Below are 16,779 nucleotides of genomic sequence, written 5' to 3'. Positions count from 1 at the left end.
AATTATTTTTTTGAGAATTCGTAAACTATGGTCACAGGTTGACCATCAACCGATACATTGGAATTGAGCGTCATGGATTGTTCGGATAAACTAACAATATTCAAACGGTATCCGTACCCCCCAGAAATATCTTTTCGGTTTTCATCAATAAACTTGAATTGAAGTTGGCTTTGGTAATTCTGTTGTGGCTCTACCACAGACCATCTAAAATAGCGGTCCCCTCCTTGACAGAGTGAACTTTGGGCTATGGTATAGCGCCCAGTACTATTGTTGTCCCTGAAAAACCATTCGCTGTCTTCGAAGCAGATATCTTCCGCATCATTGAAGATGGTCGATTTAAAGTTTCCAGAGGCATTCTCGTAATACACGTTGTCCAAATTCCAAGTGCCGCTGAACAAATTTCGCTGTGCTCTAGCGTTTTTGGAGATGGAACATGATGAGACCAAAAGCCCCATCACTGTAATAAATAAAAGTGATCGTTTCATCATAAGTATTTAAGTTAATGTTCAAAACATATACGATTGGGGACGTATTTAAAGTTGTTAAAGTATCAAAAAATAGTTAATCCAAATAGTTTTCAATATTTAAATAGTGTTATCAATTCCGATTCAAATCGCTGCTTTGGCAAAAAATTTTCTTCCAATGATTTAGCAAAGGGCACCGGGGTTTCCAAACTGCCCACTCTTTTTACGGGAGCATCCAAGTATTCAAAGCAGTTTTCCATCACCATGGCCGATATATCGCTGGCCACACCTCCAAACAAAGTATCTTCTTGCAATATGATCAGTTTTCCGGTCTTTTTGACCGAATCATAAATTGCTTCGGTGTCCAAAGGTTGAAGCGTCCGTAAATCAATCAAATCCACATCGATTTCTGGATGCTTGTCCAGTGTTTCCATGGCCCAATGCACTCCTGCACCATAGGTGACCACGGATATGGAATTCCCTTCCCTTAAAATTTTCGCCTTGCCAAAAGGCAAGGTGTAATAATCGGTGGGCACATCGCCTTTAATACTTCGGTACAGTCCCTTGTGCTCAAAAAACAATACCGGGTTCGGGTCGTTAATGGCTGTGTTCAACAGTCCTTTGGCATCATATGGAAATGCGGGATATACTACTTTTAGGCCAGGCGTTTTGGTAAACCAGGCCTCATTGGTCTGCGAATGAAAGGGCCCCGCCCCTACACCACCACCGCAGGGCATTCGGATGACCACATCAGCTTTTTCGTTCCAACGGTAATGTATTTTGCCCAAATAGTTTACAATGGGGTTGAAGCCCGAGCTCACAAAATCGGCAAACTGCATCTCTACGACAGCCTTCATTCCATTGATGGACAATCCCATAGCTGCAGAAACTATGGCAGACTCACAGATGGGGGTGTTGCGTACTCGGCTCTTCCCAAATTTGGGAACAAACCCTTCGGTAATTTTAAAAACACCACCATAGTCGGCAACATCTTGCCCCATGATAATGAGCTCGTTGTGGCGAAACATGGATTGCTCCAAGCCTTGGGAAATGGCATCTACAAAACGTATATTTTCTGCTTGATTTGATTTAGATTCAATATTTTGATAATCAAAACCTTGATACACTTCTTTTAATTCTTTACTTTCAATCGAGGACACTCCGGGCTCATCAAAGGCCAACTGCAGATTCGTATTGATTTCATCGCTAAAATCAGCTTTGATTTCCGCAACCATTTCCTCCGTTAACATTCCTTCTTCCAACAAAAAACTTTCATAATTGGAAATCGGGTCTTTCTTCTCCCACTCTTTCATCAACTTGTCCGGAACGTATTTGGTGCCACTCGCTTCTTCGTGCCCCCTCATCCGAAAAGTTTTAAATTCCAACAGCACAGGTCGCGGCCTTCTTCGAATGGCTTTGCATAATTCATCCACTTTGGCATATACCTCCAAAATGTTGTTCCCGTCAATGATTCTGGATTCGATGCCGTAGCCCTTGGCCCTATCCGCCAAATGCTCGCAATTGTATTGCTCGTTCGTGGGCGTGGAAAGTCCGTAGCCGTTGTTTTCAATACAGAACAACACAGGTAAGTTCCAGACGGAAGCCACGTTCAGTGCTTCATGAAAATCCCCTTCGCTGGTTGCACCTTCACCCGTAAAAACGGCGGTCACTCGTTTTTTTCTGCGTAACATATCGGCCAAGGCAATGCCATCGGCAACCCCAAGTTGAGGCCCCAAATGGGAAATCATCCCCACAATTTTGTATTCCTGGGTACCAAAATGAAAACTTCGGTCCCTACCTTGTGTAAACCCGCTTTTTTTTCCCTGCCATTGGGCAAATAGTCGGTTCAATGGAATGTTTCTGGATGTGAATACCCCTAGGTTTCGGTGCATGGGAAGTATATATTCACTTTCCTTGAGCGCCTTGGTGACCCCCACGGAAATGGCCTCCTGCCCTATCCCGCTAAACCATTTGGAAATTTTGCCCTGCCTCAGAAGAATCAGCATTTTTTCTTCTATCATTCTGGGCTTCAGCATTGCCTTGTACAAATCCAACAACTTTTCCTGTTCCAAGCTGCCAACATGATACCTCATACCATAATTTTCTGTTGGATAAATGTAGTAAAAAGGCCTTCAAAACACCTTAAAATTTGAAAAGCTTCGCCTTTATTCCCTATTTTTGGTCTAACATCAAAGATGACGATATGAGTGCTATCCCAAGTGTGGACCTGAAAGATTTTGTTTCGGGCGACCCAAAAAGAAAAGAAAAGTTTGTCAAAGAAATAGGTGCTGCTTTCGAGGAAATCGGCTTTGTGGCGCTGAGCGGACATTTTTTATCGGATGAATTGGTGGAAAACCTGTATGATGAAATAAAAAAGTTCTTCAAACTGCCACAGGAAGTCAAAAATAAGTATGAGATTGAAGGCATTGGAGGGCAACGCGGGTACACTTCCTTTGGAAAGGAACACGCCAAAGGCAAAAAAGAGGGCGACTTGAAGGAGTTTTGGCATTTTGGTCAATATGTGGAAGGTAATCCGGCGTTGGAAGCCGAATACCCAGATAATGTGACGGTGGATGAGTTGCCCGATTTTAACCGTATTGGCAAAGAAACTTATAAAATGTTGGAGAAAACCGCGAAATATGTACTTCGTGCACTTGCCTTGCACCTGGGCCTGAAGGAAACCTATTTTGACGATTATATCAAAAACGGGAACTCCATTTTAAGACCTATCCATTACCCGCCCATTACCGAAGAACCCAAAAATGCAGTAAGGGCAGCGGCACATGGCGATATCAATTTGATTACGCTGTTGATGGGCGCCCATGGAAAGGGGCTTCAAGTAAAAGACCACGAGGGCAATTGGGTGGATGCCATTGCAAGACCCGACCAGTTGATGATCAATGTTGGCGATATGCTCTCCAGACTATCAAACAACCAGTTAAAATCGACGATTCACCAAGTGGTAAACCCACCAAAGGAGCTTTGGGGCACATCACGCTACTCCATTCCGTTTTTTATGCACCCTATAAGCGATATGCCGTTGAACTGTTTGGAAAACTGCATTGACGAAACGCACCCCAAAGCGTTCGATGACATTACCGCAGGAGAATATCTGCACGAACGATTGATAGAACTCGGACTGATCAAAAAATAAGCTACGCATGGATTTAGGAGACCAGCTCAAAAATTTATTTCCCGACCACGTTCCTGAAGACGAACCCAACAAGGAAAAGGAAAAACCTCCTTATTGGCTTCAAGAAGATCCCATTATCTGCAAATACGAGAAACGAAAGGGCAAGCCTATTACCATACTCGAAGGGTACAACGGAGCTGACAGTGATTTTAAAAAATTGACAAAAGACTTGAAAACGCTATTGGGCGTGGGGGGCAGCTTTAAAAATGAAACCATATTGATCCAAGGGGATTATCGGGACAAAATCATGGAATTCCTAAAGAAAAAAGGGTTTGCCGTTAAGCGCGTTGGCGGGTAATTTTCAATTGGGTAAAAACCGATCCGGTTTCCCCTTACATGTTAAAAACTCGCCCTGAATACCAATGTTTTGCGAAAAAATTTTTGTGTTGTTGCTTTAAACATTACTTTTATTCTTCCTAATCAACGAAAACTGAGCTGAAAATGAAATCACTGTTGCACATTACCAACGGGGACAGTTTCACGTCCAGATTACAGTCTTTACAATTAAAAGGGGATGTAATTACATGGAGAGAAATGCTTTGCGAAGGCAAAACTCTTTCCACTGTAGGAAGCGAATCTTTCTGGAAAACAAGGTTCGAGTTCCTGAACAAAAATTACAAAGTCTCCAAATCCTGGTTCATAGAAAAAACTTTAAAGGAATATAGGTCGTTATGCAACCACAAGCAACAAGATCAAATTGTACTTTGGTTTGAATATGACCTCTTTTGCCAAATAAATATGCTTGCCGTACTCAGTTGGCTAAAGCAACACCGAAGACACGCAGAAATCTCTTTGGTCTGCAGTGGTAAAATTGAAGGCTCCGACAAACTGTATGGCTTAAATGAACTCAGTGATGAAAAATTACTGGAGCTATACGACAACAAAAAGGCGCTTTCGCAGGACGATATCGAATACGCAGACTACATTTGGCAATTGTATTGCAGCGACAACCCTATTCGCTTGGAAAACCAGATTGCCAACAACGATTTTCAGTTCGAATACTTATCGGACGCCCTAAAAACCCATTTAAAGCGATTCCCGACCATAAAAAATGGACTTAACGACTTGGAGAATCATATTTTGGAAGTCGCCAAGAAAGAAAAGCCAAAGTCCAAAAAAGAATTGATGGGAAGTTTATTGAGCGACCAAGGTTTTTACGGTTTTGGAGATACACAGTACGATCGTATGATTTCCTCCCTGAAACCCCTTTTTAGTTCATTTGACCCCGTTAAGTTGACCAAAAAAGGGTTGCACGTATTAAAGCAAGAAACAAATTACTATTCGGAACTTCGTGATAATCAAATGTATTTGGGAGGCTCTTTAAAATATAACTTCCTATATAATACTGATTCCGACAGAATCCTTAAATTATAATAATGGACGCTTCCTTGGGCAGTTCAGAGCTTATTCTGAACCCTGATGGGAGCATCTACCATCTCAACCTTCTTCCAGAAGACATTGCCACGACCATTATCACGGTGGGAGACCAAGGTCGTGTGCAGGAAGTAACCAAGTACTTCGATTCCGTTGAGATAAGGAAAAGCAAACGAGAATTTACAACCCACACGGGTCATTATTCCGGTAAACGCCTTACCGTTATCTCCACAGGAATAGGAACGGACAATATAGACATTGTTTTTAATGAATTGGATGCGCTTGCAAACATCGATTTCACTTCTAGGCAAATTAAATCCCAAAAGACACGGCTCAATTTTATACGGGTCGGTACATCCGGTTCTCTTCAACCAGACATCCCGGTAGATACTTTCTTAATCAGTTCCGCCGGCATTGGGTTTGACAATCTATTGCATTTTTATGAGGCTGGACAAATCAAAAACAAAGAACTGGAACAAGCGCTGACAGAATACTTGGGTTGGGGAAAATATAACATCCACCCTTATGTTGTTGATTTTGATAAGGAGTTGGGTGCCGTTTTTGATTCAAATCATATACGATTTGGCATAACAGGTACAAATTCAGGTTTTTATGCTCCACAGGGAAGGAAATTAAGATTAACGCCTTCTATAACAGATTTTAACGAAAAGCTTGCGGGGTTTTCTTATCAAGGTACACGAATAACAAACCTTGAGATGGAGACAGCAGCCATTTACGGCATAGCAAAATTGCATGGACACCAAGCTGTTTCACTTAATGCCATATTGGCCAATCGGGCAACAGGGGAGTTTTCCAAGCAGGGGCATCGAACCATTGACAGGTTGATTCAATACACCTTGGAACGTATGGCCCAAAGTCAATTGGTATAATTTTTCAAAGCATTTTTTTTGAAGGATACCAAATGGAATCATAATTTTAAGACATAAAGTAGCAAGGTAAATGAAAACAGTGCAAATAATTGGAGTCCCCGAACATTTTAACCTTCCCTGGCACTTGGCCATGGAAGACAATGCCTTTGAGGACCGGGGCATACAATTGGAATGGAGTGATGTTCCGGAAGGAACCGGAAAAATGACCCAAATGCTTCAAAACAACGAAGCAGATTTGGGCATTATCCTTACCGAAGGCATGATCAAAAGTATTTCACAGGGAAACCCCAGCAAAATTGTTCAAGAATATGTCTCCTCTCCCCTTCTTTGGGGCATCCATGTAGATGCAAATAGCGAAAGAAATTCCATTGAGTCTTTAAAAGATGATAAAGTGGCCATCAGTAGAATAGGTAGTGGAAGCCATTTAATGGCCTATATCAATGCGCAGAACCAAGGATGGGACACAGAAAACCTAGAGTTTGAAATCATAAATAACCTCGATGGTGCCGTGGAAAATCTATCAAGTGGTTCCAATGCTTATTTTATGTGGGAACATTTTACCACCAAACCGCTTGTGGACAGCGGAATTTTTAAACGGGTGGGTGACTGCCCTACCCCTTGGCCTTGTTTTGTGATTGTCGCTTCGGAAGCATTTTTAAAAGAAAACGAAGGGGTACTCAAACACATTTTGGAAGTGATTAACACCTATACTTCAGAATTTAAGCAAATCCCGAGTATTGATAGAACGCTTTCCAACAGATACGAGCAAAAGCTGGAAGATATTCAGGAATGGCTGTCCAAAACCACTTGGGGACAAGAGCAACTTTCTGAAGCAACCATTAACGAAGTGCAATCCAGGTTGCTCGCCCTTAATTTAATTAGCGACATCAAAGACGCTTCGCATTTTCTTTGGAAATAGTTTTAAACATTATGAATGTCAGGTCGGCTTATGCCTAAACCACACCACAACAAGCTCTCGACTGCGCTCGAGATGACATTTTCACCAATCAATAGGCTCCTTGCCCATCTGCGCCAGCAACTTGTTTGTTTTGCTGAAGTGTTGATTACCAAACCACAATCCACGGTTGGCGCTCAAGGGTGAAGGATGGCCAGAGGTTAAAATATGGTGTTTGCTTTTATCGATCAAGGATGATTTTTTCTTGGCAAACCCGCCCCAAAGCAGAAAAACAACTCCTTCCAGCTCGTTGGACACCGTTTTGATCACCGCATCGGTAAATTGTTCCCATCCCATATTCTGGTGGCTGCCCGCTTGGTGAGCACGAACGGTAAGCGTAGCGTTCAATAAAAGAACACCTTGGTCTGCCCAGCGCTCCAGATTACCACTATCGGGATACGGTTTTCCAACATCGGTTTTAATTTCCTTGAAAATATTGACCAAGGATGGCGGATGAGGAATACCATCTTTAACGGAGAAACAAAGTCCGTTTGCCTGATTGGCCCCATGGTACGGGTCTTGCCCTATGATTACAACTTTGATTTCTTGGAACGGGCAATGGTCAAAAGCAGAAAAAATATCCTTACCCTTTGGGTAACAGGTGTTCTTTTGGTATTCCTTTTTTACAAATGTTGCTAATTCTTGGAAATAAGGCATTTCAAACTCATCGTTCAGCTGGATTCTCCAACTTGGCTCAATATTCACTTCCATGTGCTGACTTTACTTCTTTTTGGTCAATTTATAGATCAAGTACCCAATGCCTACAACAAAATGTAGTAAAATAACGCCGGCGATAATATAAATTACGGTGTTGTCGCTCCTCATAGGATATCGGTTTAAAGGAATAAATCAGGTATGCATCAAAAGTACGCATTGCAAATTGTTTTTGCCAGAGCGGTACACTTCAAAAACACTTCAAAATCCTATCTTTGCGCTGCTAGTAGAAAAAGATGCAAAACATTCACCCCAAAACACTTCAAGACTTAGAGTTCCCGGCAGTATTGACCCAAATCGCAGCGCGATGCAATACAGATTTGGGCAAAGAAGATGCGTTGACCATAAAACCGTTCCAACACAAAGAGGAACTGATGAAGGTTTTAGGGCAAACGTCGGAATATTTAGCCTCTTTTTCCAACGACAACCGTATTCCCAATCATGGTTTCGACCAAATCAATAGTGAACTGGGGTTGTTAAAGATTGACAACAGCACCTTGGAGATAGCCGGTTTCCGAAAAATCGGGGGAATCTGCAAAACCGTAGCGATTCATCAAAAATTCTTTAAAAAATTCAAGGAATACTACCCATTGCTTTTTGATAAAGTGAATGCTTTGGAACTTCATCCAGAAATTCCCGAGGCCATTGATGATGTCATCGATAAATTTGGGGAAATCAAAGATTCTGCATCGGATGAACTCATGTATATCCGCCGACAAATCAATGAAGTGCGCAGCAAGATCAATCAAAGCTTTAGCGCTGCATTGGGCCGCTATCAATCTTCGGACTTTTTGGATGAAATCCGAGAATCCGTTGTGGAGAATCGCAGGGTATTGGCAGTTAAGGCGATGCACCGAAAAAAAGTGAAGGGTACCGTTATGGGGACCTCCAAAACGGGCAGCATTGTTTACATTGTTCCCGAAGTCACGCTATCCTACACACGAGAACTCAATAATTTGGAGTTTGAGGAAAAAGAAGAGATTCAGCGCATTCTAAACAAACTCACCGACGAAATTCGACCCTATCGGGAGTTACTGCAAGAGTATCAAAAGCATCTTTCCGATACCGATATTACAGCAGCCAAAGCAAGATATGCCAATGAGACGAATGGTTTGTTGCCAGAAATCAATGAGGAACGCGAAATGTACCTTCGTGATGCATACCACCCATTGCTCTACCTTTCCAACCAACGAAAGAACGAAAAAACCTGGCCGCAGACTATAAAACTGCACAAAGAGAACCGAATTATTGTGATTTCGGGGCCCAACGCAGGTGGAAAAAGTATAACACTGAAAACGATTGGGCTGCTTCAAGTGATGCTTCAAAGCGGTATGCTCATCCCTGTGCACGAACGTAGTTCCGTTTGTTTCTTTGATAAGATATTGACAGATATTGGAGATAATCAATCCATTGAAAATCATCTTAGTACGTATAGTTACCGACTCAAGAACATGAACTACTTTTTAAAGAAGTGCAACGATAAAACATTGTTCTTGATTGATGAATTTGGTACGGGTAGTGATCCCGAATTGGGTGGTGCATTGGCAGAAGCCTTTTTAGAAGTTTTCTATGATCGTGAAGCCTATGGAGTCATCACAACGCACTATGCCAATTTAAAGGCTTTGGCCAACGAACTTCCTCACACCACCAATGCCAATATGCTATTCAACGCTAAAACATTGGAGCCCACTTTTCAATTGGTTTTAGGTGAAGCGGGGAGTTCCTTTACGTTTGAAGTGGCCCAAAAGAACGGCATCCCCTACTCCTTGATCAACAAGGCCAAAAAGAAGATTGAACGCGGAAAGGTCCGTTTTGATGCTACCATTGCCAAACTACAAAAGGAGCGTAGCAAAATGGCGGAAACAGGCTCCAAACTTAAAGATGAGGAAGCCAAGGCTCGTGAGGAAAACGAACGATTGGAGAAACTCAATTCCAAGATAAAATCCAAGTTGGAGAGTTACCAAGAAATGTACGACCACAACCAACGGATGATTCAACTGGGGAACAAATTGAACACAGCTGCGGAAAAATACTTTATAGACAAGAAAAAACGTCCGTTGATTTCGGAAATGCTCCGTATAGTGGAAACCGAGAACAGCAAACGTAAAAAAACAACCGCTAAAAAGGCAAAGGCCAAGCAACAGGAGAAAAAACAAGTGGCCGAAGAGCTGGAGCAAAAAATCAAGAAGGTTCGGGTAGAGAAGAAAATAAAAAAGAAAAAGGAAGTCCAGGCCGAAAAGAACAAACCCAGACCTGTTTTTAAAATCGGGGACCGCGTTCGCCTCATGGATGGTAAAGCCGTAGGGAGTATAGACACGCTTGAAAAAGGTAAGGCTGTAGTCAACTACGGTATGTTCACCACCAATGTAAGCGTGGATCAATTGGAGTTGGTGGAAGCTAAGAAATAACTCCATTGTCATTCCTGCGCCCCGTTCTGCAACGGGATAAAAAAGCAGGAATCCAAACGCATCCATATGTTGGCAACTTTTTATAAGTCAATGGGTTATCTTGTTGTTTTTGAAAGAATTTTCATCGAAATTTAGCCTTATGCCGAATTGGATTCGGTACTTGTTGCTAAAAATCAAATGGTACTGAACACAGTCGAAGTTTTGAAACGATATTTAGCTTATCGTTGTGAGCATGCCTAAATAACATATCCAACTAAGAATCATTTTTATAGTAACATAGATTATCTTTTCATTTAAAAATAAATATGACCTTTAAAGAGTAAATACAACGTATCAAACAAATATTCACCTAGTAATTGCCCATCTACTGATATTCGGTCCAATTTTGGAAGGATTTGTCCTTGCTTATGGTTTGGACAAAAAGCAATGAGATGAAAATTGCCGCTTATTGCTTATTTATTATTTCCTCAACTAGCGTAGGCATTGCTTACAGGTAAGTACAGGCTATTTGGGCTGACAAATAAGACATTCAGAAATTGTGAAAGGTGCAACTGCCCCAATAGATAATACAGAAAATGAAGGTGATGATGACAGCCAAATCAATTTCTAAACAATATAGCTAGCTTTAAAGATGTCTATAAAACAATTTAACATAAAAGGATTAGATAGCGAACAGGTCAACTTATCAAGAGAAAAGTTTGGAAGCAACGAGCTCGACTACAAGAAAGAAAGCAGCTTTTTAGATGTTTTACTTCGGATAGTAAAAGAACCAATGACCATTTTGTTATTGGTGGCCTCTTCTATCTATTTTATTAGTGGCGAGACGGGAAATGGCATTTTTATGGTCGTGGCCATCTTGTTTATCGTTTCCATTTCTTTATACCAGGACTCCCGTAGCAAAAATGCACTCGAAAAATTAAAAGATTTGTCGCAACCCCATTGCAAGGTCATTCGAGGTGGCACCCTTATTGAAATAAAAAGTGAAGAATTGGTGGTGGGTGATTTTCTGTTGGTAGAAGAAGGTACCTCAATAACCGCTGACGGAACCATAGTGCAATCCAACGATTTCTCTGTCAATGAATCCATACTTACAGGCGAATCGCTTGCCGTTTTTAAGGATAAAGACAAAGAGGATAACTTTATTTATAGTGGAACAATTGTAGCCAGTGGATTAGCCATTGCTGAAATTTCCGCTATTGGCAACGAAACCAAATTAGGCAAAATTGGAAAGAGCTTAGAGAGTATCCATGAAGAAAAAACACCTTTAGAAATTCAGGTGTCAAATTTTGTGAAATGGATGGCAATCGTTGGAGCTATCGTTTTTGTTCTTGTTTGGGTGATAAATTATTGGCAATCACAAAATGTATTAGAGAGTTTGCTTCATTCGCTTACTTTGGCAATGAGTATTTTGCCCGAAGAAATTCCTGTGGCATTCACCACCTTTATGGCACTCGGGGCTTGGCGTTTAATGAAGTTGGGCATTGTAGTTAAGCAAACCAAAACAGTAGAAACCCTTGGCAGTGCTACAGTAATTTGCACAGATAAAACAGGAACAATTACCGAAAACAAAATGAGTTTGGCCAAACTGTTTGTGTTTAAAAACAATAAAATTGTAAGCCCTGAGTCAACATTAAACGAAAGCGGTAAAGAGTTGATTGAGTTATCGATGTGGGCAAGTGAACCCATTCCATTCGACCCGATGGAATTGGCATTGCATCAAGCCTACAAAGACCTAAAACTAAATGATGAACGACATCATTATAAGCTCGTTCACGAATATCCCTTGGGGGGTAAACCTCCAATGATGACGCACATCTTTTCGGGAAGTAAGGGTCGCAAAATAATTGCTGCCAAAGGCGCACCCGAAGCTTTAATCAATGTATCTAATCTTAACGAGACGGAAATACAACAAATTCATTCAGCGATTGAGATTTTAGCAACAGAAGGATATAGAGTTTTAGGTGTAGGCGTTTCAAATTTTGTGGGTGAAGATTATCCTGATCAACAACAAGATTTGCCTTTTCAATTTAAGGGAATAGTTGCTTTCTATGACCCTCCAAAAAAGAACATTCAACGAGTAATGGAAGATTTTTATACCGCAGGCATACAAGTGAAAATTATTACGGGTGATAATGCAGCCACAACAGCTTCTATTGCAAAGCAAATTGGTTTTAAAGATTATGATAAAACCATTTCGGGTGATGAGTTGATGGCACTATCGGACAAAGAGTTGCAGAATCGGGTGATGGATACTGCTATTTTCACCCGAATGTTTCCTGAAGCCAAGCTGAAAATAATCAATGCTTTAAAATCTAATAACCAAATCGTAGCAATGACAGGCGATGGCGTGAATGATGGCCCTGCTCTAAAAGCGTCACATATTGGCATTGCAATGGGAAGGAAAGGAACTGAAATAGCCAAGCAGGCCGCTTCCTTAATTTTATTGGAAGATGACTTATCCAAAATGGTGGATGCCGTGGCAATGGGAAGAAAAATATATGCCAATCTGAAGAAAGCCATTCAATACATCATTTCTATTCATATCCCAATCATTCTCACGGTATTCATTCCATTAGCCCTCGGATGGATATATCCGAATATATTTTCTCCCGTACACGTCATTTTTTTAGAGTTAATTATGGGGCCAACTTGCTCCATCATCTACGAAAACGAACCAATGGAACCGAACACAATGGCGCAAAAACCAAAACCACTATCCACTACTTTTTTTAATTTAAAGGAACTTTCTGTTAGTATTATTCAAGGGTTGTTCATCACAGTAGGAACATTGTCTATTTATCAGTTTGCTGTGGCAAGTGGTTATAACGAAGCAATTACACGAACCATGGTTTTCACCGTTTTAATTACCGCAAATATTTTTCTCACGTTAATCAACCGTTCATTTTATTATTCCGTTTTAACGACCTTGAAGTATAAAAACAATATGGTTTTATTCATTGTCTTTATTACAATCGCTCTAGTGGGGTTCATACTTTATGTAAATCCCTTGACCGTATTCTTTGAGTTTGAGACATTGAATTCATATCAACTTTTAATAAGTGTTTCAATTGGCTTTATTTCCGTTATTTGGTATGAAATAGTAAAAATCATTAAAAGATTAAAAACAGATGTGAATAGAAAGACTAGCATATAACAACGGCTATACTTTATGCGGGCGAAAGTGGTGATATGAAAGTAATTACAACAAACAAACTTTTTGGTAAACGGACAGTGAAGTGCTTCGAAATTCTGCACTACGCATAGCCAAGACCGATAACGAAACCTCCCCTCCCATCTACCCTAATTTTACACCTATCATAAAATCCAGCCCAAGGTTCCCTTCATTTTTTCCTATCTTGTTTAGCAATTATAAAATCAAGCAACCTAAACAAACAATGAAAAAATCATCCCCCTCCTCCAGTAGAAGAAAATTTGTAAAAAATACCGCACTGGCCTCCAGTATTTTTATTGTGCCGCGCCACGTTTTGGGTGGTCCGGGCTTTTTGGCTCCGAGCGACCGCTTAAACATTGCCGCCATTGGCGCAGGCGGTAAAGGCGCCAGTGATATTGCCAATGCCTCGGTTGATGGTCGCGAAAATGTCGTAGCCCTCTGCGATGTCGATTTTTCAGGGACGGCAAAGAAATCCGTTGAGCGTTTTCCAAAAGCAAAATTGTTCAATGATTATCGTGAAATGCTGGATACCGTAAAAGACATTGACGCAGTCACCATTAGTACTCCAGATCACGTGCACGGCCCTGCCGCTGCCTATGCCATGGAACAGGGAAAGCATGTGTATGTGCAAAAGCCCATAACCCACAATATTCGTGAGGCACGAATGCTAACCCAAATGGCTCGGGATAAAAAAGTAGTGACCCAAATGGGGAATCAAGGAGCCTCCAATCCGCTATTGGGCTTGGTACAAAAATGGGTTGATTCCGGAGCCTTGGGCCGAATCACCAAAGTAGAAATATGGACCAACCGCCCGGTGTGGCCACAAGGCAATGCCATGCCGAAGCCGGACCCATCCAGCAAACCCGATGATTTATTTTGGGATTTATGGTTGGGGCCTGCTCCATTGCGTCCTTACACACCAAACCTCCATCCATTTAATTGGAGAGGCTGGTGGGATTACGGAACAGGTGCTTTGGGCGACGTAGGGTGCCATTTAATAGACATTCCCTACAGAACCTTAAAATTGGGATACCCTACTGCAGCGGAATGTAGTGTAGGAACTGTTTTCTCTCAAATGTGGAATCCAGATTTCCATCCAGAAGGTTGTCCACCTTCTTCGTTCATCACATTAAACTACGAAGCCACAGATAAAACAGCCGCTCCCTTGACCATGACATGGAGTGATGGAGGCATACGACCTTCCCATCCAGATATTATTCCTGCGGATAGCGATATTGGTGGGCCCGGGAGCTATAACGGAGTGTTAATACATGGAGAACACGGGGTTATTTCCACGAACATTAATGACAGCTCACCATTGACCCCTAAATTATACATGAGCAATGGTGTTACCGAGTTTGGTCCCGAGGTTGAGGAAATGACGGAACCCGAATATGGCCACCAACGGCAATGGGTAGATGCTTGCAAAGCAGGGTTTGGTAGCACGGAACATCAAGACCTAACTTCATCTTTTGATTATGCCGGCCCTATGACCGAAACAGTGTTGATGGGCAACTTGGCCATACGTAGCTATATGCTGCGTAGAGAAAATGATAAGGGCAACATGGAGTTCTATGGTCGTAAAAAACTACTCTGGGATGGGGAGAACATGAACATCACCAATTTTGATGACGCCAACCAATTTGTGACGCGAACCTATCGTAAGGGATGGGAAATGTAAATTTTTAAACCTTATAATATTTAAAGGGCCGCGTATTGTGGCCCTTTTTGTTTCTGGCATTTATAAGTTATATCTCATTTCGAGTAAGCGTAGCGACGAGAGACCCTTATTTTTATTCCCTATTTCAAGGGAATAAAAACAGCCGGCATCAAATGGTTGAACCCCACTTGAGCGGCCGACTGCACATTACAATTCCTTAGTCCTTACAATTGTTGTCGTAAGCTGAATTTTCAAAACCTGAAGGGTTATAAGCCCTATAACATTTCTTAGAGCCTACATAGCCCAACTCCTCATCAACGAGGTCGTTCCAACCAAAATTATAATAGTCAATGGTAACATCTACATTATATGCCCCGGGTGGCACCTGAAATTCCATTTCGGTTTCATCTTTTATGGTAATGAACTCACCTTTCTGCCATTCAGTATCGGTGGGCAAATCACTTCCTCCGTCATAATTGATTTTAACACGTATATTTTTCACATCGAAATCATTGATCACTTTAATTTTGTCGTGGAAATAGTCCTCAGCTGAACAAGTTGTAGCGGTGTAGTCCGTGGAGTACCCCATTTTGGCAATTTTATCATCCTTTAAATACTTAATGGTGTAGGCAATGGGAGCACCGGGGTTGTCCCTACTGTACAGGGCATTTTCACCACCGATTACATCATTGAGACTTCCCGGTCCTTCTTCAAGGCTTGTACCGGTAATAACTTGCGAAGCAACCTCTGCATTACCACCTATGGTCACTACACTAATAGTAGATTTTTCCAATACTTCCTCATAATCCGAATTTATATCGACCTCACCTTTTTTTGAAACCGCGGCATACTCCAACGCAGCAGCTAAATTGACGGTGGTAATAATTTCTTCGGCCTCCAATCGAATCATAATAATACGACCATAAGAAACAGAACTTACATACGCCGGTGGTGTGCCTGCATTAATTACAGATTCGATATCCGCTAGACTAACATCATCAGCAAATACGGATGCGGGACTTGCTGGCGACTCCATGATCACGTCATAAAACACTTGACGGTACAAAACGGCCGCTGTATTACTGGTTGTTGAAGTACCGTACTGAAATTGTCCCTCGAATGATGAACCTTTGGACCATTCGGCACTTACCCCCAAGTCGAGACTGAATTGTTGTGAAGAATAGGCTGTGGTTGATTCAAAATACGCATCCGAGTCAATTTCATAGCCCTGAGTTGCAATTTCACTGTTCCAGTATTCCAATACTTCATCAATGCTGGCATCCACATTGGTGAAACTCGGATTATCTACGGTGACATTCCCGCCTGAGCCAATTCCAGGTAAGAGCACCCTTAACTTGGCAGGGGCGCGAGGCACTTGTAACGGTTCTGGAACACCATCCAACATTCCCGAGTTACCTTTCACCAAAGCTCCTGGGTAAATCACCCCCAATCCGGGGTCAAAAATGGCAACGTTTTCAAAATTTGAACGAATATTGTAAGAATCCGTACTACAATTTACAGTTATACCGGCCGCTGTTCCGGCAGAACTGGCCAAGTTTTCTGAGCTAGTTCCGGTATCGGATTGTACGTTCAACATTTCATCCGGATTATAACTTAGATTGTTGAGGTAAGTTTTAATGTCTTCGGATTCCTCTTGTTCTTCACCTTGCTCTGGGCCAGGTTCGGTACTTTCTTTGCTGCAACCATTAATAATGGTCAGGGCTAAACTGAAAACCAATATATACATACCAGTTTTAAAATGTGATTGTGTTGTTTTCATAATTATTTGATTTTTGAGGTTCAACAGGCTCGAAATTAGAGCCATACGTTCCTCAAACCTATTTTTGGGCATGGACAAAGTATGGACAGCCACCATGGACGACACCCAAAAACTATATGGACAACCAAACTTCACCACCTATGTATTTCGTCGATTAACCATAACAAAA

Annotated in this window: 12 protein-coding genes; 8 read left to right on the top strand and 4 right to left on the bottom strand. The window is 41.6% G+C overall.

Annotated elements, in window-relative coordinates; genetic code table 11:
* Positions 1-2: 2 nt before the first annotated feature.
* Both J4E06_RS11965 and J4E06_RS11960 read right to left on the bottom strand, forming a co-directional pair.
* Entirely contained in the window at positions 3-488 is a 486-nt protein-coding gene (locus J4E06_RS11965) for a lipocalin-like domain-containing protein (protein ID WP_349524156.1), read from the bottom strand.
* 89 nt (positions 489-577) lie between these two features.
* Positions 578-2,557 carry an alpha-ketoacid dehydrogenase subunit alpha/beta gene (locus J4E06_RS11960; RefSeq protein ID WP_349524155.1) on the bottom strand — a complete coding sequence of 660 codons (1,980 nt, stop codon included), beginning with the start codon at positions 2,555-2,557 and terminating at the stop codon, positions 578-580.
* Positions 2,558-2,667: 110 nt separating this feature from the next.
* Between J4E06_RS11960 and J4E06_RS11955 the strand changes: the two genes are divergently transcribed.
* The 5 genes from J4E06_RS11955 (at position 2,668) to J4E06_RS11935 (ending at position 6,840) form a co-directional block, all read left to right on the top strand.
* Entirely contained in the window at positions 2,668-3,618 is a 951-nt protein-coding gene (locus J4E06_RS11955) for an isopenicillin N synthase family dioxygenase (protein ID WP_349524238.1), read from the top strand.
* Between the two features lie 7 nt (positions 3,619-3,625).
* A complete protein-coding gene (locus J4E06_RS11950) occupies positions 3,626-3,955 on the top strand; it encodes a translation initiation factor (RefSeq protein ID WP_349524154.1) in 330 nt (109 codons plus the stop codon).
* Positions 3,956-4,098: 143 nt separating this feature from the next.
* Positions 4,099-5,031, top strand: a complete 933-nt coding sequence (locus tag J4E06_RS11945) for a DUF1835 domain-containing protein (RefSeq protein ID WP_349524153.1) — start codon at positions 4,099-4,101, stop codon at positions 5,029-5,031.
* Positions 5,032-5,033: 2 nt separating this feature from the next.
* Positions 5,034-5,921: a nucleoside phosphorylase gene (locus J4E06_RS11940; protein WP_349524152.1), complete on the top strand. Its 888-nt coding sequence runs from the start codon at positions 5,034-5,036 to the stop codon at positions 5,919-5,921.
* A gap of 70 nt (positions 5,922-5,991) precedes the next feature.
* The gene (locus J4E06_RS11935) at positions 5,992-6,840 is read left to right on the top strand and encodes a substrate-binding domain-containing protein (RefSeq protein WP_349524151.1); all 849 of its coding nucleotides are present in this window, start codon (positions 5,992-5,994) and stop codon (positions 6,838-6,840) included.
* Positions 6,841-6,921: 81 nt separating this feature from the next.
* On the opposite strand, the gene ung is transcribed toward J4E06_RS11935, so the two are convergent.
* Positions 6,922-7,587, bottom strand: a complete 666-nt coding sequence (gene ung, locus J4E06_RS11930; RefSeq protein ID WP_349524150.1) for a uracil-DNA glycosylase — start codon at positions 7,585-7,587, stop codon at positions 6,922-6,924.
* A 239-nt stretch (positions 7,588-7,826) separates the two neighbouring features.
* On the opposite strand from ung, the gene J4E06_RS11925 reads away from it, so the two are divergent.
* The 3 genes from J4E06_RS11925 (at position 7,827) to J4E06_RS11915 (ending at position 14,851) form a co-directional block, all read left to right on the top strand.
* Entirely contained in the window at positions 7,827-9,998 is a 2,172-nt protein-coding gene (locus J4E06_RS11925) for an endonuclease MutS2 (protein ID WP_349524149.1), read from the top strand.
* Positions 9,999-10,629: 631 nt separating this feature from the next.
* Positions 10,630-13,152, top strand: a complete 2,523-nt coding sequence (locus J4E06_RS11920) for a cation-translocating P-type ATPase (RefSeq protein ID WP_349524148.1) — start codon at positions 10,630-10,632, stop codon at positions 13,150-13,152.
* Between the two features lie 241 nt (positions 13,153-13,393).
* Positions 13,394-14,851: a Gfo/Idh/MocA family protein gene (locus tag J4E06_RS11915; protein WP_349524147.1), complete on the top strand. Its 1,458-nt coding sequence runs from the start codon at positions 13,394-13,396 to the stop codon at positions 14,849-14,851.
* A 196-nt stretch (positions 14,852-15,047) separates the two neighbouring features.
* On the opposite strand, the gene J4E06_RS11910 is transcribed toward J4E06_RS11915, so the two are convergent.
* Complete coding sequence (locus tag J4E06_RS11910) at positions 15,048-16,610, bottom strand: thiol-activated cytolysin family protein (RefSeq protein ID WP_349524145.1); 1,563 nt, start codon at positions 16,608-16,610, stop codon at positions 15,048-15,050.
* Positions 16,611-16,779: the final 169 nt, after the last annotated feature.

The organism is Allomuricauda sp. NFXS6, from assembly GCF_040148835.1.
Classification (GTDB): Bacteria; Bacteroidota; Bacteroidia; order Flavobacteriales; family Flavobacteriaceae; genus Flagellimonas.
The sequence above is the reverse complement of the archived record's forward strand: the minus strand, read 5'-3'. Positions and strand labels throughout refer to the sequence as shown.

Coding starts and splice junctions, on each gene's coding strand:
- J4E06_RS11965 (WP_349524156.1), bottom strand. CDS start 488: ATGATGAAACGATCACTTTTATTTATTACAGTGATGGGGCTTTTGGTC.
- J4E06_RS11960 (WP_349524155.1), bottom strand. CDS start 2,557: ATGAGGTATCATGTTGGCAGCTTGGAACAGGAAAAGTTGTTGGATTTG.
- J4E06_RS11955 (WP_349524238.1), top strand. CDS start 2,668: ATGAGTGCTATCCCAAGTGTGGACCTGAAAGATTTTGTTTCGGGCGAC.
- J4E06_RS11950 (WP_349524154.1), top strand. CDS start 3,626: ATGGATTTAGGAGACCAGCTCAAAAATTTATTTCCCGACCACGTTCCT.
- J4E06_RS11945 (WP_349524153.1), top strand. CDS start 4,099: ATGAAATCACTGTTGCACATTACCAACGGGGACAGTTTCACGTCCAGA.
- J4E06_RS11940 (WP_349524152.1), top strand. CDS start 5,034: ATGGACGCTTCCTTGGGCAGTTCAGAGCTTATTCTGAACCCTGATGGG.
- J4E06_RS11935 (WP_349524151.1), top strand. CDS start 5,992: ATGAAAACAGTGCAAATAATTGGAGTCCCCGAACATTTTAACCTTCCC.
- ung (WP_349524150.1), bottom strand. CDS start 7,587: ATGGAAGTGAATATTGAGCCAAGTTGGAGAATCCAGCTGAACGATGAG.
- J4E06_RS11925 (WP_349524149.1), top strand. CDS start 7,827: ATGCAAAACATTCACCCCAAAACACTTCAAGACTTAGAGTTCCCGGCA.
- J4E06_RS11920 (WP_349524148.1), top strand. CDS start 10,630: ATGTCTATAAAACAATTTAACATAAAAGGATTAGATAGCGAACAGGTC.
- J4E06_RS11915 (WP_349524147.1), top strand. CDS start 13,394: ATGAAAAAATCATCCCCCTCCTCCAGTAGAAGAAAATTTGTAAAAAAT.
- J4E06_RS11910 (WP_349524145.1), bottom strand. CDS start 16,610: ATGAAAACAACACAATCACATTTTAAAACTGGTATGTATATATTGGTT.